20 protein-coding genes are annotated in these 20,050 nt (G+C 35.1%); 11 read left to right on the top strand and 9 right to left on the bottom strand.

The genetic code is table 11. The features are described 5' to 3' along the window. Positions 1–39: 39 nt before the first annotated feature. Positions 40–270, bottom strand: a complete 231-nt coding sequence (locus B8780_RS08225; RefSeq protein WP_201788784.1) for a deoxyribodipyrimidine photo-lyase — start codon at positions 268–270, stop codon at positions 40–42. An 82-nt stretch (positions 271–352) separates the two neighbouring features. Between B8780_RS08225 and moaC the strand changes: the two genes are divergently transcribed. From moaC to B8780_RS05895, 3 genes are read left to right on the top strand one after another with little or no spacing between them, the layout of a single operon-like run. Continuing rightward, complete coding sequence (gene moaC / locus B8780_RS05905) at positions 353–778, top strand: cyclic pyranopterin monophosphate synthase MoaC (protein WP_011177862.1); 426 nt, start codon at positions 353–355, stop codon at positions 776–778. After that, complete coding sequence (locus tag B8780_RS05900; RefSeq protein WP_084272986.1) at positions 775–1,251, top strand: MogA/MoaB family molybdenum cofactor biosynthesis protein; 477 nt, start codon at positions 775–777, stop codon at positions 1,249–1,251. The genes moaC and B8780_RS05900 overlap by 4 nt, the downstream gene beginning before the upstream one ends. Positions 1,252–1,279: 28 nt before the next feature. Continuing rightward, positions 1,280–1,693, top strand: a complete 414-nt coding sequence (locus B8780_RS05895) for a molybdopterin synthase catalytic subunit (RefSeq protein WP_011177860.1) — start codon at positions 1,280–1,282, stop codon at positions 1,691–1,693. Here the strand turns inward: B8780_RS05895 and B8780_RS05890 are convergent. Continuing rightward, on the bottom strand, positions 1,654–2,997 hold the full coding sequence (locus B8780_RS05890; protein WP_084272985.1) for an MFS transporter: 1,344 nt from the start codon (positions 2,995–2,997) through the stop codon (positions 1,654–1,656). The genes B8780_RS05895 and B8780_RS05890 overlap by 40 nt on opposite strands. A gap of 99 nt (positions 2,998–3,096) precedes the next feature. Here B8780_RS05890 and moaA point away from each other — a divergent pair, with 99 nt between their 5' ends. Genes moaA through B8780_RS05875 form a run of 3 tightly spaced genes read left to right on the top strand, consistent with a single transcriptional unit; the run spans position 3,097 to position 5,057 of the window. Next, entirely contained in the window at positions 3,097–4,029 is a 933-nt protein-coding gene (gene moaA, locus B8780_RS05885) for a GTP 3',8-cyclase MoaA (protein WP_084272984.1), read from the top strand. 3 nt (positions 4,030–4,032) lie between these two features. Beyond that, positions 4,033–4,260: a MoaD/ThiS family protein gene (locus B8780_RS05880; RefSeq protein WP_084272983.1), complete on the top strand. Its 228-nt coding sequence runs from the start codon at positions 4,033–4,035 to the stop codon at positions 4,258–4,260. A gap of 29 nt (positions 4,261–4,289) precedes the next feature. Beyond that, complete coding sequence (locus B8780_RS05875) at positions 4,290–5,057, top strand: winged helix-turn-helix transcriptional regulator (RefSeq protein ID WP_084272982.1); 768 nt, start codon at positions 4,290–4,292, stop codon at positions 5,055–5,057. Positions 5,058–5,165: 108 nt separating this feature from the next. Here the strand turns inward: B8780_RS05875 and B8780_RS05870 are convergent, their stop codons facing one another. After that, positions 5,166–7,070, bottom strand: a complete 1,905-nt coding sequence (locus tag B8780_RS05870) for a M13 family metallopeptidase (RefSeq protein ID WP_084272981.1) — start codon at positions 7,068–7,070, stop codon at positions 5,166–5,168. A gap of 73 nt (positions 7,071–7,143) precedes the next feature. On the opposite strand from B8780_RS05870, the gene B8780_RS05865 reads away from it, so the two are divergent. From B8780_RS05865 to B8780_RS05855, 3 genes are all read left to right on the top strand, one after another. Further along, entirely contained in the window at positions 7,144–8,220 is a 1,077-nt protein-coding gene (locus B8780_RS05865) for an alkaline phosphatase family protein (protein ID WP_084272980.1), read from the top strand. 407 nt (positions 8,221–8,627) lie between these two features. Continuing rightward, the gene (locus B8780_RS05860; RefSeq protein ID WP_161939684.1) at positions 8,628–8,948 is read left to right on the top strand and encodes a winged helix-turn-helix transcriptional regulator; all 321 of its coding nucleotides are present in this window, start codon (positions 8,628–8,630) and stop codon (positions 8,946–8,948) included. After that, entirely contained in the window at positions 8,945–9,790 is an 846-nt protein-coding gene (locus tag B8780_RS05855; protein ID WP_084272978.1) for a fumarylacetoacetate hydrolase family protein, read from the top strand. The genes B8780_RS05860 and B8780_RS05855 overlap by 4 nt, the downstream gene beginning before the upstream one ends. 2 nt (positions 9,791–9,792) lie before the next feature. On the opposite strand, the gene B8780_RS05850 is transcribed toward B8780_RS05855, so the two are convergent. The 6 genes from B8780_RS05850 to B8780_RS05825 form a co-directional block, all read right to left on the bottom strand. Beyond that, positions 9,793–13,953: a S53 family peptidase gene (locus tag B8780_RS05850; protein ID WP_084272977.1), complete on the bottom strand. Its 4,161-nt coding sequence runs from the start codon at positions 13,951–13,953 to the stop codon at positions 9,793–9,795. Positions 13,954–14,266: 313 nt separating this feature from the next. After that, positions 14,267–14,596 carry a helix-turn-helix domain-containing protein gene (locus tag B8780_RS05845; RefSeq protein WP_084272976.1) on the bottom strand — a complete coding sequence of 110 codons (330 nt, stop codon included), beginning with the start codon at positions 14,594–14,596 and terminating at the stop codon, positions 14,267–14,269. A gap of 262 nt (positions 14,597–14,858) precedes the next feature. Further along, on the bottom strand, positions 14,859–15,818 hold the full coding sequence (locus B8780_RS05840; RefSeq protein WP_084272975.1) for an FAD-dependent oxidoreductase: 960 nt from the start codon (positions 15,816–15,818) through the stop codon (positions 14,859–14,861). 40 nt (positions 15,819–15,858) lie between these two features. After that, positions 15,859–16,566 (bottom strand): asparagine synthase C-terminal domain-containing protein, encoded by a 708-nt coding sequence (locus B8780_RS05835; protein WP_011177848.1) that lies wholly within the window; start codon positions 16,564–16,566, stop codon positions 15,859–15,861. 61 nt (positions 16,567–16,627) lie between these two features. Continuing rightward, entirely contained in the window at positions 16,628–17,791 is a 1,164-nt protein-coding gene (locus B8780_RS05830; protein ID WP_084272974.1) for a (Fe-S)-binding protein, read from the bottom strand. Next, on the bottom strand, positions 17,781–19,175 hold the full coding sequence (locus B8780_RS05825; RefSeq protein WP_011177846.1) for an FAD-binding oxidoreductase: 1,395 nt from the start codon (positions 19,173–19,175) through the stop codon (positions 17,781–17,783). Before B8780_RS05825 ends, B8780_RS05830 begins: the two co-directional genes overlap by 11 nt. A gap of 187 nt (positions 19,176–19,362) precedes the next feature. Here B8780_RS05825 and B8780_RS05820 point away from each other — a divergent pair, with 187 nt between their 5' ends. Continuing rightward, positions 19,363–19,773, top strand: a complete 411-nt coding sequence (locus B8780_RS05820) for an MBL fold metallo-hydrolase (RefSeq protein WP_161939683.1) — start codon at positions 19,363–19,365, stop codon at positions 19,771–19,773. Then, a complete protein-coding gene (locus B8780_RS05815) occupies positions 19,742–20,008 on the top strand; it encodes a hypothetical protein (protein ID WP_084272972.1) in 267 nt (88 codons plus the stop codon). Before B8780_RS05820 ends, B8780_RS05815 begins: the two co-directional genes overlap by 32 nt. The last annotated feature ends 42 nt before the right edge of the window (positions 20,009–20,050 follow it).

Here is a 20,050-nt window from a genome sequence, read left to right as displayed (position 1 = left end):
CATTAATGTTTTCCATATTAACAAGCCTTTTTAGAACATCTACTGGATCACCATGGAATATGCCAGTTTCCCATGATTTCCTTCTATATCGGTCATAAGATCATAAAGGCTTGATATCATAAAATTCAGGGCCTTTTCACTCCTGTATTCATTATTTTTTACCTGCGCTGGATCCATTATAAATATCGTTGCCGTTTCATTGTTAAGTGATTTTAAAAGCGCGGTATTATCGTAAAGCCTTAGATCCCGGCAAAATATAAATAGATTCATTTTTATTTAATTTTATTTCATAGATTAAACTTTGTTATAAAAAGTTTGATAAACAATAAATCAAATAAAATAATGACATATCATGATAGATATATCATCAAAGGAGATAATAAAAAGGGAGGCCTCCGCATCAGGTAGGATAAGATTAAAAAGCGAAACATTAAACGCCATAATAGAAAATAACGTTAAAAAGGGAGATGTAATAGAGACTGCAAGGATAGCCGGTACCATGGCCGTTAAGAATACTGCTGGCGTGGTTCCATACTGTCATAATGTACCGCTGAGCTCAATAGACTTTGATTTTAAGGTTTTAAATGATTGCATAGAATCAATCTGCACTGTAAAGGCAATATACAGAACCGGCGTTGAGATGGAGGCAATACATGGTGTAATGGTGTCATTATTAACAATATGGGACATGGTGAAGTACATGGAAAAGGATGATAACGGCCAGTACCCTGAGACATTAATAAGCGATGTAAAAGTTCTATACAAGGTGAAGTCATGAACCACCATGGCGAGAAACACTATAATCTTAAATTCATGGTGGCAACGGTATCAAGCACAAGAACCATGGAAAATGACAGATCTGGAAAAAGCATGATGGACATGCTTTTAAATGATTATAAAAGTGTTGATTATGGTATAGTTCATGATGATGAGATAGAGATACTCTCACTGCTCTTTAAAAACATAAATGATCATGATGTTTTTATATTCATTGGCGGTACCGGTGTAAGCCGTAGGGACATAACATCGGCATCAATAAGAAAAATAGCTGACAGGGAAGTAAAGGGCTTTGGTGAGCTCTTCAGGATAAAATCCGGTGGAATATTTCCTTATATATCTGATGCATCGTTATTTATATACAGGAAAAGGATAATATTCACATTGCCTGGATCAGAAAATGCACAGCCGCTGGCATATGAAATCATAAAAAATATTATAGATCATCTATACTATGAAATAAATAAGGAATAATATTTTAATTAAAAATACATCTTCATTCATGATTGAGTTTACAAATGATAAAATAAATAAAGATAAAATAATAGATTCTTTAAGATCCGGTATGGCAGGTGCGATTGTAACGTTCTCTGGAACTGTAAGATCGTTTGATGAAACCTCTGACAATATCAGGGCCCTTTACTATGAGGCATATATAGATATGGCGGAATCAATAATAAGAGGTATAATCGATGATGCAAAATCCAGGTATAATATAATAGATGCGTCTGTATCCCAGAGACTTGGAATAATACCTGTTGGTGATGAATCAATATACATAGCCGTTTCTGCACCACATAGAAATGATGCATTCGACGCATGCAGGTTTATAATAGACAGAATAAAAACGGAGCCACCCATATGGAAAAAGGAGATTTATAATGATTCTGAACTCTGGAAATCAGATTTTAAATAACGGCCTGATATTAATGCCATTACAGAAAAAATCATTATTATTATAAACAGCATTAATGTATTATATACATCACCGATTTCAATTATTATTATTCCGGCTGACAGGCCGCTTATTGCCTCGACAATCTTGTTAAACATGTAATTCCAGCCGTTTGCCTGGCTCCTGTACATTGGATCTATGTTATTGTTAAGTACCGCATTGTATGCCATTGGACCAAGATAATTAAAGAATATTATCAATATTGTTAATGGTATCACGGCAATTAAATTAATATATCCGAAGAATGCCAGAAGCAAAAGCATTATGCAAAATGCCGCGATAAATGATGATGTTACTGAAAGCCTGTAAGATCCATACATTTTAAATAAGAATCTTGATAAAATTGCACCCAGGAGGCCAAAGCCGTATATTAACGCATCAATGGCAAGTATTGATTCAAATGAGTAAACATGCAGCTCAAAGAGCATATAGGTAACATAGAATGAAAATCCCCAGCCAATGAATCCAACTATGCCATTCAATGATAGTGTAAAAAGCATAAGATATTCATTGTTTTTGAACATCCTTATCATATCATAAAAATTTGGTTTGTAATAAAATCTTGATTTTATTTCAATATGCTTTTTATAAACGTTCTCTAGCACATACTCAAGCTGATCGTTCCTGCCATGTTTGTATAACCATAATGGCGTCTCGAGCAATTTATATCTCAAGGTAAGGATCACAAGTGCAAATAGTGCTGCAATGATGAAAACTGATCTCCATAGATAATAATGCGGCAGGATATAATAAAGTATGTAAACTGTTAAAATCGCCAGGAGTGCAACACCTGAAAACGCATAGGCCCAAAGTGGATACAATGATGATCTCTGTTTTTCACTTGTGTATTCGTATATATATGTAAAGCCTGTAACAACATCATTGCCTATGCTAAATCCCATTATTATTCTAAATATTATAACATATATTATATTATTTGAAATTGATATTACAATGGCCGATATGATAAAAATTACCATGTTTATTAAAAGCATCCTCCTTCTGCCAAGGGATTCCGTCATGTATGGACTTAAAAATGAACCGGCTATGGCACCAATATTTGCCGATGCCACTGAAATACCTATTAAAAATCCACTGGCTGATGAAAAGTATGATTTAAAGAATGTTAAAACAAATGACAGTGATGTTAGATCCCAGACATCAAGAAATATGCTTGCTGAAACTATTATTATAATAAAAATGCCATACCTGTTATCGTTGCTTAAAATGAATCTATTAATCTTTTCAAAATCATTGTTAATCATTGAATCACCGTGATAATAAACATTAATATTAGAACGATATAAATTTTTTAGTTTTTAAAATAACAAATGATTTATAGTGATTTTAACATATATAAATATATGATGGATCATGTTTCATATATATACGATAACTTTAAAAGACCTGTTAACAGTTTAAGACTTCAGGTAAATGCAATATGCAATTACAACTGCATGTTCTGCCACATGGAGGGCACTGACAGGAATTTAAGCTATATGACACCGGATGAGATAGAAAGGGTCGTCAGAGTTGCGGCATCATTCGGTGTTTCCAGAATAAAGATAACAGGTGGTGAGCCACTTTTAAGGCACGATATAATAGATATAATAAAAAGAATAAAGAGGCATGTTGATGATATTTCAATGACCACAAATGGTGTTATGCTCCATAAGCTTGCATACGAATTAAAGGATGCGGGCCTTAAAAGAATTAATATATCAATGCATGCATTAAACGATAATGATTACCTTAAAATAACAGGAAATACAAGGAATTTTAGGCCAGATGTCATAGATGGAATTAAATCCGCGCACCTTGCAGGTCTTGAGCCTGTAAAGGTAAACTTCGTTGTTTTAAAGGGCATAAATGACGATAAGATCAATGATATGATGGACTTCTGCCTTGAAAACGATGCCGTGCTTCAATTGATAGAGTACGAGGCACCAAGGAATATGGAAAACTCCTATGAATATATTAAATACCATGTCGATTTAAGAAACATAAATGATGATTTAATGAAAAAATCCATAGAATACAAAAAAAATACATTACATAACAGGCCTGTTTATTCAATACCTTGGAAGGACGGCATTGTCAGGGTTGAGGTTGTCATGCCAATGCACAACAGTGATTTCTGCATGCACTGTACCAGGTTAAGGGTAACGGCGGACGGTAAATTCAAAACCTGCCTGCTTAGAGATAATGACTATTTCGACATAAAGAGCTTTGACGATGATTATCTAAGAGATTTATATATCAAGGCAGTTAAGAACAGGATACCGTACTGGAGGTAATCAATGATAAGAATCATATATTTTGCAGCCGCCAGGGATAGATCAGGCACAGATAATGAATACATTGATTACAAAGGAAGCCTGACAGAATTGAAAAAAATTATATATGAAAGACATAATGATTTAAAAAGCATGGATCTGCTCTTTGCAGTTAACAAAAGATACGTTGACGATTGCATTATAAAAGATGGTGATGAAATAGCAGTCTTCCCGCCTGTCAGCGGTGGATAAGTTTTTTAACGAATTATGATTTTCTTTCCATGGATGAAATAGACAAGAGGATAATTTACTATTATTTAAAGGACGGTCGTTCCTCACAGAGGGCAATATCAAATGAATTAAAGATATCGCCGCAGGTTTTAAAATACAGATTCGATAAGATGGTTTCATCTGGTATAATAAAAAAATTTGTGCTGCACATTGATCCGTCACTGCAAAATCTTAGCAAGGCCTTCGTTGCGGTTAAAAGCAGGTACGATTTAAAAAATATCTTTGCCGAGATATCATGTCTTGAGGAGATAAGTATTTATGGTATTTACGGAACATACGATGAGATAATAGACAGAATAAAAGATATAAAAAATAAGCTTGGTAATTTAACAATGGAATACATACCAAGAATTAATGATAATATAAACATAACACCTAACGACAGGTTAATAATAGATGAATTAAAAAAGGATCCAAGGAAGCCTGCATCAGATATAGCAAATGATCTTAACCTTAGCTATAAGTTCGTTAACAGGCGAATAGACTATTTAATGAAAAAACATTTAATAAACGTAATACCAATAATAGATCTATCAATGACGGATATCTCAATCTTTGCAATATTCTCATCAAGGTTCAATGAGTTAAAAAATATTATAAATGATATATCAATAATAAACGTTGAGGATCAAAACTACGGGCTTGCAGTTCTGCTATCTGAAAATCTTTTGAATGCAAAGGCCATCATAGATAAATGCAGATCTGTTGATCCAAATGTGAATGTTATGGTCGTTTATAATTACTCATTTTACTCATGATTTATCATGGTATTATTAATTATATAAAATCATATTCAAATTGCTATTTATCCACAAATTATCGGCATGGTCAATACAATTTTCTGCGTTGATTATATAAAAAAATTATTACCATATTATTATCTTATCACGTTTCCTCTTTGAATTAAATGCCCTTTCAAATGCTGGATGGTTATAAACCGGTATCTGACCACGGAACTTTCCTGGTGAATGCGGATCTATCGTTGCAAGTCTTTTTACCTCATCATCCCTTACCTTTTCCCTCCATATCTGTGCGTATGATATAAAGAAGATCTGCTCATTTGTTAATCCGTTTAACTTTTCGTTTAGATTTACCCTCATCTTTAATGCATCATATGCTATTAGAACACCGCCAATATCGGCTATGTTCTCCCCAAGGGTTAGGCCGCCGTTTAGTTTTACGCCAGGTATTATCTCAAGACCGTTGTAAAGTTTCTTTATTTTTTCAGATAATTCCCTAAATTTTTGCCTGTCGTTATCATTCCACCACTGGACCATGTTCCCGTGGCCATCGAAATTGCTTCCCTGATCATCGTAGCCATGGGTTATCTCATGGGCTATTACAGTGCCTATTGCACCATAGTTAACCGCATCATATGCCCCGGGATCAAAAAACGGAGGCTGCAGTATTCCTGCCGGGAACACTATTTCATTGTTAACAGGATTGTAATATGCGTTGACTGTTGGAGGCGTCATCTCCCATTCACCCTTGTCAACCGGCCTGCCTATCCTGTTTAACTGCCTCTTTAATTCAAAGACCATGGATCTTAGCACGTTTCCTGGGTAATCATCCCTTCTTATCTCAATTGATGAGTAATCCCTGAAATGATCTGGATAGCCTATCTTTGTTTTAAACATGGATAATTTTTCCAGGGCCTTTTTCTTTGTTTCATTGCTCATCCATTCTATGTTTTCAAGCCTTGATTTAAAGGCCGATAGCACATCATTAACCAGTGTTTCGGCCTTTTGCCTTGCCTCGGGACCAAACCTCTCATTCACGTATAGCTCACCAAGGGCCTCGCCTATGGATGAATCGATAACCCTTATGGCCCTTTCCCAGCGTTCCTCTATTTTTTCCTTGCCTGTTAATATTTTGCCAAAGAAGTTAAAGTTCTCCATTACAAAGTCATTGGAAAGGTATGGTGCATATGCGTTAATTGCGTGCCATTTAAAGTATTCTTTTATATCATTTATATCAACACCTTTTATAAAATCATTTAAAAATGATAGATAATCCGGTGTTGTAACTATGGCATAATCGGCATTGACACCAAGACTATTTAAATACCTTGATATTCCGAGATTATTATACCTTTCATCAAGATCATTTATACTCATCTTATTATACAGTTTTTCCAGATCTCTGAGATCCTCCCTTGATTTGCTATGTTCTGCAAGGCTCTTTTCAATGTTTATTAAATTCTTGTAATCTATTGAATATCCAAGAATGTCCATCATGTTCTTTACGTGATCATTGAATTTTGATATAACGCCTGAAAACATATCATTTATATAATAATCACGGTCAGGAAGTGATAGGCCGCCCTGGGATATGTAAAGGGCATACACATCGCTGTTTTTTAAATCACCCTCAGAGCCAATGTCAAAGAAAATTGGTATTCCAGACATTGTAAGCTTGGCAAGATCCTCGGGCAGTTTATCGAAAGAGATGTTATCAATGATCTCAAAAACCTTTTTTAATGGCCTTGAGCCGTTTTTCTCTATTAAATCGATATCCATTGCAGATGCATAGAAATCGCCAACAATTCTTTCCACGCTGTTTTTTGGATTTCTTGATGACCTTTCACATATGTCTTTTAGTATCTCCATGTTTCGTTCATAGAGCATCATGAACGTATTATACCTTGACCTGTGCGCCGGTATAACAGTCCTTTCAAGCCATTTTCCGCAGGCGTATTCATAAAAATTCTCATCAGGATTTATGTTGCGGTTCATATATTCCAGAGAAAAACCAATGTTTTCTTTATCCATGCAACATTATGTATTTTTTTATATATATTATTTTGCCAGCAAAATTATATAATGTAATATAGATTACCGGATTATGGATATAAATTATGATATCTACGAGAATTCAATAATGGAGCTTTCAAGCTCAATCTTTTCACATTTTGGCATAAAGGTCTCATCAAAAACCATGGATTTAAAATTGAAAAAACGTGTCTGTTTTATACTGCTCGATGGGCTTGGCTGGAACATATACGAGAGAACTGGCATTAAAATGGAATCCATGAAAATAAACACGGTATTTCCATCAACAACTGCCAATGTCCTTGCATCAATATTTTTAAATATGTATCCTGGGGAGCACGGTATAATAGGATACCAGGTTTATATAAAAGAACTTGGCAGCATAATAAACACACTGGGATACACTTCATCATCTGCATACATAAGGGATTCCATGGAAAAGGCCATTCCCATAAAAAAGATATTCAATTTTGAATCTGCAATGGAGAGATTAATCAACAATGGCACTGACGTTGTGAATATAATACCATCAAATATAAATCACAGTTCATATTCAAATCTTATATATGGAAATGTACAAAGCCAGTCATACAATACATTCTATCACGGCCTGCGTCTTCTTGAAAGGGAATTAAAATCCGGGCACGATTTTATAAGCTTTTATGCGCCTTACGTGGACCTTGTTGCGCATAAGCTTGGGCCATATGATGATTATACAATAGAATCTGCAAGGTACATATTATCAATGATAAAGAGAATATCGGAGAAATACACAGACTACACGTTTTTGATCACTGCAGATCATGGACATATAGAGGTCTCGGATATTATAAACCTAAATGAGGATAAATCATTATCTGATATGTTATTACTCCCGCCATTTGGTGATGCACGTGTTCTTTTCTTTTACAACGATGTTTCCAGTTACATAAATGATAACTACCATGAAATGCTAATATTTAAAAGATCAGAGAATTATAAAAACATGCTTGGCAGGATAAATAACAGGATAAACCTGCCTGAGATAATAACGGCTGCAACATCGAATAATATATATCATTACTCACTGAATGAAAGGGAGTACAGGATGCTTGGGGCACACAGCAGCTTGCTTCCTGAGGAGATGGAGATACCATTAATATATTTATAATAATTAATCGATTTTTAAGGTTTTTACCAAAATATTTACACAAATTACTTTTTTTCATGAAATAAAATCATGCTTTTTATCAATGCCATTGCAAATGAATCTCGATTTATATTAAATTATATGAATTAAAAATTGTTTTAATGTTCTGTGCATATTATTGAAATATTATAATATATAAATGGCCATTCATCATTGTTGAACCTTAACCTGCCTTGAATTATGCCTGGCTGCCATATCATTTTTAATATAAAAACCTGTTGCGATGCAAAAAACGGGCTTTATATTATATATTCATTAAATCTTTCCATGCTTTTATTTTTGTGATATATTTAACCATTCGATGATCTATTAATTGAAAACATGTTTAAATACCAGAAAGTGCTATGAATAGAGCAGGTGAGTTTAAATTGAACTACCAGGTATTAATAGAGAATAAAAAAATTGATGAAAACACATTTAGGATTTACAATAAAATAATGAGGCGCTGGACGCCTTTAATAATCATGAACATTGGCGATGGAAGATCATTCAATGAGATTAAAAAACTGTTAAAAATAAACCAGACAACGCTTTCAGAGTATTTATCCAGTCTTGAGAATTATAACATCATTGAAAGGGTAATAATACCATCGAGACCTGTGCATGTTAAATACAGATTAACAGAAAAGGGCAAAAAGCTTCTAGAATTAATATATGGTCTATTTGATCTGATGGAGGATGATCAATGAGGATAGGAAATGGATATATAAATAATAAGATTGGTGTAATCATCTATAATCATGATATATACTCATGTCCGGATCTTTTAAATGAATTTAATATTAATAATACAACAGATTTGATAAAAAACAATGATGCTTTAGAGTATTTAAAGAACCATTATAATACATGCATTAAAACTGGGATCGATAAATATGGCCCGGCCATCAGCAATCCTGAAAAGATCATATGCGTGGGCAAAAATTATAAAGAGCATGCACTTGAGACCGGATCAGGGATACCTGAAAGCCCGGTACTTTTCAGCAAGTTTAATAATACACTGACCGGGCATTTAAATGATATAATAATTGATTTCTCTGATAGCATCGACTATGAGGGTGAGCTTGGCATAGTCATAGGTAAAAAGGCAAGGAACGTGGATGAAAACGATGCCATGGATTACGTCTTTGGCTATTACATTGCAAATGATGTATCTGCCAGGGATCTCCAGTACAGGACAAGCCAGTGGCTTCTTGGAAAAATTCCTGATGGTTTTTATCCGAATGGCCCGTTCATAGTAACAAAGGATGAGGTAAATGACCCAATGAACCTTGATATAAGAACGCTGCGCAATGGCGATACAGTTCAGCATTCAAATACAAGGAATATGATCTTTGATATAAAATATCTTATAGGCTATATATCAAAATACCTTACATTAATGCCTGGCGATGTAATATCGACAGGAACACCGGAAGGGGTTATCCTTGGCACTAATGAAAAGAACTGGATAAAAAACAATGAAACAATAGAGGTAAAAATAGAAAAACTGGGCTCTTTAAAAAATAGATTTATAAAATATAAAAATTAAGTTTATTTCTTTCTGTATGCTATTATTAAACCTATAACCACGGCCATCAAACCTATTATTATTAAGGTTGTGTATCCGCCGATATCGTTTATTATCGATGTTACTGTTGGGTGCCTCATTTTGTAGATCTCGGCCTGCATTGATGATATCTTTGATTCAAGTGATGATATTGTATTCTTTTCCATTGTTATGTTAGCCTTGTAATCCGAGATTTCATTTTCAAGATTGTTTATTGTCACTGTATTGCTTGCATTTAATTCTATATACTTTGTAAGATTTGCCTGTGCAGATTCAAGTTCATTGTATGTTGCATTGTACCTTGATTCCATTGATACAAGGTCAAGCTTCATTAACGACAGATTATTATTTAATTCCGATATTTTTAATGTTAAATTGCTGTTAAGATTTTTCTCGCTGGTTAATCTTGACTGGAGCTGCTTTAGCTCAGAGACCGTGCTGTTATACTCTGCCATTATATTGTTAAGCTCTGCCTGGAGCTTTTCAGCTGTATTATCTATGTATATTAAATCCGAGGCCTTTGATGTTAAACCTGTGTTCGTTGTTACAATGTAGTTAATCATATAGTAACCATCCGGCAGATTTAGTGTGTTTATGTTTATTGATCCTGAAAGCCCTGCATCGCTTCTTAGTATCCTGTAACCGCCAGCGTATGCTATTTCTATTACAGATGATGATATATTCTCATTCGATGATGCATTATAGTTTAATGTTATATTGCCTGAAACCATGCCTGATGGACCGGATATATCTAGATGCGGTAGTGTTCCAGCATTGAATATTATATACGGATCTGACCAGACTATCGGGCTCTGTATATCCTGGATTAAGAATACAAAGCCAAAGAATGAAAATTCAAATGATAGATCATTGTACCCGGATGCAACCATCCTGAGATCAACGTTTCCAGACGGTATTGTTAAATTAACAGGTATTATTCCATTGAATACTCCGCTTACAGGTACCTTTTTATATACCGTTATATAGTATCCATTTACAAAGTATAACTCCGGAACGTAATCATAGAATTCAGGTGCAAATGTAACATTTTTGTATTCTCCCGGGGCACTGCCTATCGATATGTTAACGAAGTTCACGTACTTCATGTCGCTGAATTCAACGTTTCCAACAAGATATTTTCCAGAGACGATGTGCAGATCAGGATAGAAATTACCTGCCTGTGGCTCTATGTATACTATGACCTTATTGCTTGTTAGGTTGCCGTAGGTTGCATAAAGCTCCTCAACCTGCGTGTATACTGGCCCATTGAATTCGGCAAGCGATGAATCTGTCCAGTAGTTAAACATTCCACGGCCATCACTTAAAAATGTGCCTATCTGAACACCAGGTGCATATGATGATACCGGTAATCCCGAGTCCTCTGCTGAGAACTCACTGTTGTTCAATGATACCTCATGGACCACGGCACCGCTTACAGGCATGCCATTCAATTCAACGATTCCTGTGGCACCAAAGTAATTGTAATAGCCTGTCATTGTATCTGTGAACATTGGCACCTCAGCAATATTGTATGATAGATCGCCAAGTGCATTTGTAACACCAAGGGTTAAATTGCCAGTTTCATTTTTGGCTTTTACCGCGAACTGCGAGAAGCTCCAGTATGAGCTTGCCGGGGTTGTCACATAGAAGTATCCGTACTCGGAGGCGGACATTGATGGAGAACTATAATTGTAAACAGGTGTGTAATTGAACATTCCATTTGAATTTGTTGTTATCATGGTTATATTTCCTCCACCGTACACACCATTACCGGCACCGCCTGAGTATGCCTCAACAGTGTAATAGCTTCCGGGCTGGCCATCTGATAATAATATCTTGAATGTGTATGTTTTCCCTCCCTGGAGATATATGAATGGCTCCAAACCTGATGGTGTAACCATTAAAACCTTAAATGGCTCATTTAATAGTGAATGATCAATGGTTGGCAGCTGGCCTATTAGTTCAAGATCCATTGTATTGACCTTTATCATCCCAAGACCCTGGAGATAGCTCCAGCCATTGCCCTCAGGGCCATTTATTGTGAATGTCCACCATGGAACCACCGGATCCGAGGGCTCGTTTATTGATAGATTGAAGTAATACCAGTCAAAGCTGTTAACCGGGCCGTAGTTAAAGCCCTTGCCTATGTTTTCCATATCTATGAATGGATTGTTATAGAATGCAGTTACATGGGCCTCGTATGCATTATGGGCACCATACAGTAATGGGTTTATATCTCCCATTGCGGCAGTGCCATAAGCCATCTTTGCCTGCTCCTCTATTAATGCCCACTCACCTGCGCTTATTGGTGTTGCAAATGATGTGCCACCATAGAAGATATTCCATATGCCTGTGTAAACGGACATGTTAAATGCTGCAGTACCGGATATAACAGGATCCATTCTTGCACCTGAACTGTACGTATCAAGGGCATTCTGCCACCAGGGCTGTGATAGCATTGCCGACTGGCCAAAGCCACCGCCAACGTATCCTTTAAATGTTCCACTAAAACCGAAACCATATGACCAGTATGTAAAGCTTGCAACGCCTGTTGCAGGCGCAACCTGCATTTCTATGTTATACAACGTGCTTAATGCGTAAACACCGGTATCAGGAAATTCAACACCATTGCTCTCCGCTGTTAGCTGGCCTCCACCAACACTTGTTGATCCTGTTGCTATTGCCGGTATTCCTGCGCTTGTTGCACCGTACTCGCATAATGATGCATATGAGCCGTAATCTCCGGAGGCAAAGAAGTTTGTAACGCCGACTGCATTTAATTCTGATAATAATGTATCCTCAACTGTTATGTACATTGGCGCACCCTCAAGCGCTGTTGTTATTTCATCAGCACCGTATGAGTTGCTGGTTATTGTAACAGAGTCCGTTGCATTGTTTCCAGATGTTAAATGATCTGCTATGTACTGGTATGCATAATCAAAGGACGAAAAATCAGGATTCGGCACGGCAACAAGATCTATGTGTGCATCGGGTGCCATTGCGGCTATGTACTCTATATCAAGGGCCGTTTCAAGCGTCCAGCCATATATATAACCATCGAAGAGGTTTGCACCAAGAAGGTTTATAACGCTTAACCTTGATGTTACCTGGTTTGAATTGTTCCAGACCTGCTTTGCAAATTCCTGGAGCCATGATAATGGAAGATCACCGACCTCGATAACTGCAACTGTTATTCCCTGACCGAGATCTGGTTCGCTGTCAATTGTTGTTTTGCCTGACCACAGATTTGATGCGCCTGTTAAAACGTGCATTGTACTTGGGAACAGAAACTGGTACCCGCCTGATGGGTTCTCAAATGCCGCATTTGTTGGTGTTTCACTGTTTAATGCCCATGTGTAATTTGCATAGGTTATATTCTGTATCTGTGATAACGTGTATGGATTATTGTATGATCCATTGCCGGTAATTGATGGCTGAACGCCTGACCTAGGTGTCATGTTGAAAGGCATAACAAGGGCCGGTGCTGCCATTGCACCATCCAGACCGGATATTCCGCCTATATACTGTGATATGTATTCAGGCAGGCTTAAATCACCGGTGTTAACATATATCAATGGAGATACTGATACATTGCCATTTAAACCGCTGTTGTTGCCGAATAACGGGATCCACATGCCCTTGCTTTTGTATTCTATTGCAAATGCGCCTATTTTTGTGTTAAAGGCCTTATCGAACTGTGAAACCGTGCCTGATAGACTCATTGTTAATCTTGCAGGGCTTTTATAGACCTTTATATTATAATTTGAAAAGTACGATGCTATCATGTTGTATGTTGACTGCGATAAACCGAATTCGCTGCCTATTTCGTCTATATTCAGATAGTTTCTGTACAGCGGTGATGATGGGTTTGATATCTCATTTATATAGCTGCTTAATGAGTTTTTAAAGCTCAATGTAACTGTAACAGTTGCATTTAAATTCATCTTTGACTCTTCGTTTATCAGCTCAAAGTTACCAAATGTCTTTGTGTTTCCGGTTATCACTGGTTTCTGCACTGTCACCATGGCATTATCCCTGCCAGGTGCACTCTGGACATGCCCGATGCTGGCCCCAACAAAAAATAGCGATGCTATAAAGATTGCCACCATCGAGTATGCCGCAATCTTTTTATACGAATTTTTCATTGTATTTTTACCTCTAGGGTGCCGGGATCTCTCTTGGTAGGGGCGGTCCCGGTTTAATGATTATAATATTTTATTTTATAATAATATGCTGTTCCATATTTTGCTACGACAATGATTAAATTTAGGCATTCATAATAATTATTTTTTTAAAATTAATAAGGAATTCTGGAAATGATTGTGACATAATATATGTACATTAAAATAAATTAGTAAAATTAAGGCTTTACATCAATTTTTATAATATTATCATTTTATTCTTTTTTTGAAATATATGAGAATACTGTTTTTATTAATTACACTTAAAAAAAACTTATTAATAATTTTTGTCACCATTCTTTTTATCCTTTAAAAGAATCTTTTTTAGCCTTATAAGATGCCTTTTTGAATAAACAATGTTATATCTTTTCTTTATCTCATTTGAGAGCTCTGATAATGTATATTTTGATACGTCAATATCACTTAGGTCTATAAATGCCTTTGGCGGTCTTCCACGCCTCTTTGGATTTAAGAATTCATCGATGCCGTGGGATTCAAGCGATCTGAGCCATGAGTAGCCTGTGGATCTCGTTATGCCTATCATCTCTGATGACTTTGATACGCTGTAACCGCAGTTTATAAGCGATAAAAACTTAAGCTTTTTCATTAGTTTTGAGCTGTGCTTATTTTTTTAGGTAATACTCTATTTCATCCTTATTAATTAATAATTTTTTATCCATGTAAAATCACCATAAATGCCATTTAAAACAATTGGCAAACCTTAATAATATATGTGATATATTAAATAAATAAAATTAATAATTATGAGAAATATTTAATATTTGTACTTATAAAATATAATTTTAAAATTTGATCGTTCATTTTTATAAATATTAATATTTATAATAAAAAATTATTGTATTTTAATTTTATAATGAATTTATTTTCCCTATTGCATGATCTGTAGACCTTGATCTTGCATTTTTTATAATTTTTATGAATGTCGATTCATAATTTTTTGAGATGCCTTTACTATTTATAAGATAAAAATTGTTGTTTATATTTACTATATTCCTATTATCCGGTTTGTATTCTATTTTATGCCCCATAATATTCTTCATCGCAATTATTCCTGATTTCATGGCATTGTAAACGGTCATTGGTTCATTAAAATATGCAGATGCGCCACAGGCATAAACATCATCGTATTCCACCGATCTAAGATATTTATCAACAATTATTGATGATCTATTACTTTTTATATCAAGATTTGATATTAAATGGTTTCCTGTTGTTCCACCGGCGTAAATGGCGAGGTCGCATTCAACCTCACTGTTTTTTAGAATTAACTTTTTATTTTTGTATTCAAGCGCCCTGTCCTTTATAATTGAAACGCCCATTTTTATTAACAGCCTTTCAAGATAGGTACCTGCAGCTTTATTTTTTTCCATTATAAACGGTGATACAATTATTGATCTCTCCCTGAAAATGCCTGCAAGTTCAACACCAAGATAGCCACCACCTATTATACATATTTTTTTCGCATTTTCTGATAAATTTTTTATGCTGTATGCATCATCAATTGAGTTTAATCCAACTGTTCCAGGAAGAACATTCTGTGATGAGCCAAGTGCAATTATGATCTTATCGTAATTATATTTATTATTTACGGTTTCTATTAACCTGTTTGCAAAATCAATATTAATGATTTTATCTTTTATATCAAGCTTTCTTTCCATTATTGCATTTGAATCATTTCCAGATATTATATTTATTAATCTTGAATTTATTATTATTTTTTCATATTTATCCATTAAAAATGCTTTTCTGTTCGTTAATTTTGAATAAATACCTGAAATTCCTGCACCAAGAATGAAAATCTTCTCCATGAATCATTATAACAAAAGAATATTTATATTGTAATCAAAATTATTTGTTCATAACCTTTTTTAATGCATTGCTTATGCCTGACCCGTACTGCGCTGCCTTTTTGTTTTTAAGGTATACCTCTTCAGGCAGGCCGATGTTCTTTGCTATGTTCCTTAGGATCATTTTATTTACACCGTTTATTATATTTTTATCCTTGGTAATATCGTTTCTAAGATCCATGATGCCATCTGATAAATATGGTGTTATCAGTTCTTTATTATAATAATCGGCAATCTTTCTTTCCCTTGGAAGAGTTACCTCGATTAATTTTTTTATATAATGCTCGTTTCCAAGGTTATCATCGTCTATAAAGCGCCTGTATCCAAAGAAAATCTCATCAGCCCCCTGACCGGTTACAACGTATTTTTCGGATATATAATCTAGGGTTATAAAAAGAACGAGTTCATAGCCAATCTCAGATTTCTTTATGTTTTTATCGATCTTAATTAAATCATTCAGGTAGCTGTTTATGTTTACATTGTCAAGTATGATTTTATTCACATTAAAATTTAGAATCCTTGATGTTTCCTCTGCATTTTTTATGTCCCTTGAGTTTGAATATCCCGTTGTATAAGGATTAAATGAAAAGTTTGATATGTAAAGAAGAAGCGTGCTGTCAAGGCCACCGGAATATGATATGGCACATTTCTTTGATCTAACCTTTTCTATTTCCTCTTTAAGTGCATTATAAACGGCTTCCTCTATCATTATAGTATTATTACAATAAGATATTAAAGGCTTTTAAATTCTTTTAAAATATTTAATTATTTTAATTACCATAAATAAACTCTGAAAAATCAAGGACGTTTTCATTTTTTGATAGATTTGCAAGACATATTGGACAGAATGTTATAATTTTATTTGATACATCGTTTAGCTCATTGAACCTTATCCTTGACACATTTCTTGAAATTTCAGGGAATAAAAGCTCATCAGGTCCACCACAGCACATTAATTTTTTCCCTGACCTTTCAGGCATTTTAACATGTGCAATTCTTGATAGTTTTTCAACACCTGTGAAATCATAATTGTATAAAACCATGTGGCATGGTTCATGCGCTGTGACCGTTTCATTTTTATTTTTATTATTTACTTCAATAAGCTCTGTATAATAATATACTTCCATGTCAAAATCCATGTATTTCCTGTATTTATTAAAGATATCATATGTGTGTGGATCTATGGTTATTATCTTTTTAAAGCCCCTTTCCCTTAAATATGAGTAAACATGCCTTGCGTAATCTATAAATTCATCAATATAGCCAAGGTCGTAAAGGAATGTTCCAGGATAAGGCTCCTCATCACGAAGGTATGAAAATCTGTATCCGGATCTTTTTAAAAGGTTTACAATGTTTTTCAGTATTTTTTCATACCTTTTTTTATCATTTTTATCACAGAACATGTAAGAGTATTTTATAAGTTTAAGATTCCTCGCTATTATTTCTGAAAATTTTGATTCGTATCTTTTTTCTATGTATTCCCTTAAAAAATTGATCTTTTTTAGGTATGGCATTAACTGGTACATATCACCTGTTATTAGAACCGTGTCTGAATCATCAAATAGAATACCATCAGACCATGAGGCACATTCCCTGTTAAGGCCAAGTGGATTCTTAAATTCCAAAATGGCATTTTTTATAAGCTCGGCAACATCGTTTTTAAAACCATTCTTTAGAAGATTATACCTCATCAGATGGCTTACCTCGCCGGCATTTATTCCAGCAGGGCATACGTTTATACAGGCATTGCATTCCAGGCATGAGTAGAATGAGTCAAGACCATTTATATCCTCACCTGAAAGTATATTATTTGCAAGGATAACCCTGCCCCTGGCCCCAAAGATTGGATTAAAACCAGATGCCGGCAGTGTTGGGCACACAGACTCACAGAAGCCGCATTTTATGCATTTGCTTACAATATCCTCAGGTTTCATAGAATATCTTACCCCTGTTCATTATATTATTTTTATCAATTGTATTTTTAATCTCACGCATGAGTTCTAGGGCTTTTAAATTATTTCTATCCCTGTATTCTTTATATAAAAGATCGTTCTTTTCAAGGCCGATGCCGTGCTCTGCAGAAACTGAACCGTTGTGTTTTATTGCTATATCCGCAAGCTCAATCTGGAATCTATGCACTTTTTCAAGAGATTTTTCGTCGGCATCTGTTATAATATTTGCATGCAGGTTTCCATCACCGATATGCCCGAATAATGGCACTTTCAAATTATATTTTTTAATCAGGTTCTCTGCCTCGTGAAGCGCCCCTGGAAGCTCTGAAGCAGGGAATACAACATCCCCGATTACAACGATCTGCCTGTCGTTTTCCCTGTTAAGCAGCAGTGATGAGTATAAACCCTTTCTTGCCCTGTATATTTCATCCATTCTCTTTTTATCTGTTGTAACCTCTATTTTATCTGTTATTTCTTTTATTATTTTTATTGCATCGCCTGATTTCCTGTCAATGGATTCAAGATCAGAATCTATATCTAGAATAAGCATGTAATTCATGTTTTCAGGTATATTTAAATTGACCGAATTTTTAACGGCCTCCATGCTTGTCCTGTCCAGGAATTCAGAGATCAACGGTGTTATGCCGCTTTTCTTTATTCTTGATACTGCAATGCCGACATCGTCTATGGTTTTAAAAAAGGCCATTATCCTTGAGACCTTCTCCGGGAGAGGAGCTATTTTTAATACAGCGGAGGTTATTATCCCAAGAGTGCCCTCAGAGCCAAGGAATAATGCTGTCAGATCATAACCTGCACTCCTCTTTAATGTGTACTCCCCAGTTCTTATTATGCTACCATCCGGTAATACTATTTCAAGTCCGAGAACCCATTCCTTTGTTGTTCCATAGCGTACGGCCCTGAGGCCGCCTGCATTTGTTGATAATGTACCACCAACAGTTGCTGCCAGTGAGCTTGCAGGGTCTGGCGGATAAAAAAAATTGTATTTTGATAGATAAATATTAAGATCGTCGAGCCTTACACCTGGCTCGGCAACGACGTATCTATCCTCAAGGCTTAGATTTTTTATTTTGTTCATTTTTAACATATCAATAACTATTCCGTCATGGTAAACCACACTTGAACCTGTTAGAGATGTACCACCGGATCTTGGCACAACATTTATATTATTATCATTGCAATATTTTAAAACCTTTGATACATCATTGACATTTTCAGGCATGACTATTAGATATGGCTCGCTTCCTGATATATAGGATGCATCGTTTTTAAACGGAATTTTTTCTTCAGTTTTGTTTAATATTATTCTTGGATCTATTATTCTTGAAAGATCATTGTAAATATCCATAAATTAACAGGACTATTCTTAATATAAAATTTTTTATCTGTAATCAAATTATTTTGTATTTATTATTACGAAAAATATACTTATTTAATATTAAAAATAGTAATATATTTTTAATATTTGATAAATTATGAAAACTCATAAAATACATTTGCTTGATGCTTACTTGGAGGTGACTGCTGGTGGTGTCATGGCATACACAAATAGAAATCCCGAGAGGGGCTGGATGGAAATACCTGTAACTGCCGCTGTGGTTGAACATAAGGATGGAAAAATTCTCTTAGATACGGACATAGCCCTTGATGCAATGGAAACCCATGCAAGGGATCTAATTGAGGCTTTTCCAATAACAAGAATCTCCGAGGATAATGGAATAGAGAGGCAGCTGGGGAACATTGGTATGAAACCAGGATATATAATGGTCATTTCGCATCTGCATCTTGATCATGCAGGCCAGGTAAAACCTTTCATGGAAGAGAAGATACCTGTGATTGTTCAAAAAAGGAGCTGGAATAAGCTCTTTCCATGCTATGGCAGGGAAAAGGTGACCATACGATCTCTCAGATCTAATGCCAATAATGGGATATGGCAGATTTCTTGAGGTTGCAGGCATCAATGCCCGGGATGTAAAGGAATTGTCAGAGGCCATCTTTGAATATTACATAAATATTCTTGGGGAATTAAATATACCAACGACATTAAGAGACCTTGATTTTAATAAAGATGATGTCGAAATGCTTATTGATGGAACATTGGCACAGCAGAGGCTTCTAAGTCTTTCACCAAAGATGGTAAAAAGGAACGATTTGAGATTTTTATTTAACCAAATGATTTAAAAATTATTTTTATATAATCTCCAATATTACTTTAGCTATAAA

It is taken from the genome of Picrophilus oshimae DSM 9789, assembly GCF_900176435.1.
GTDB classification, from domain to species: domain Archaea; phylum Thermoplasmatota; class Thermoplasmata; order Thermoplasmatales; family Thermoplasmataceae; genus Picrophilus; species Picrophilus oshimae.
This window is presented reverse-complemented; position numbering and strand designations above follow the sequence as displayed.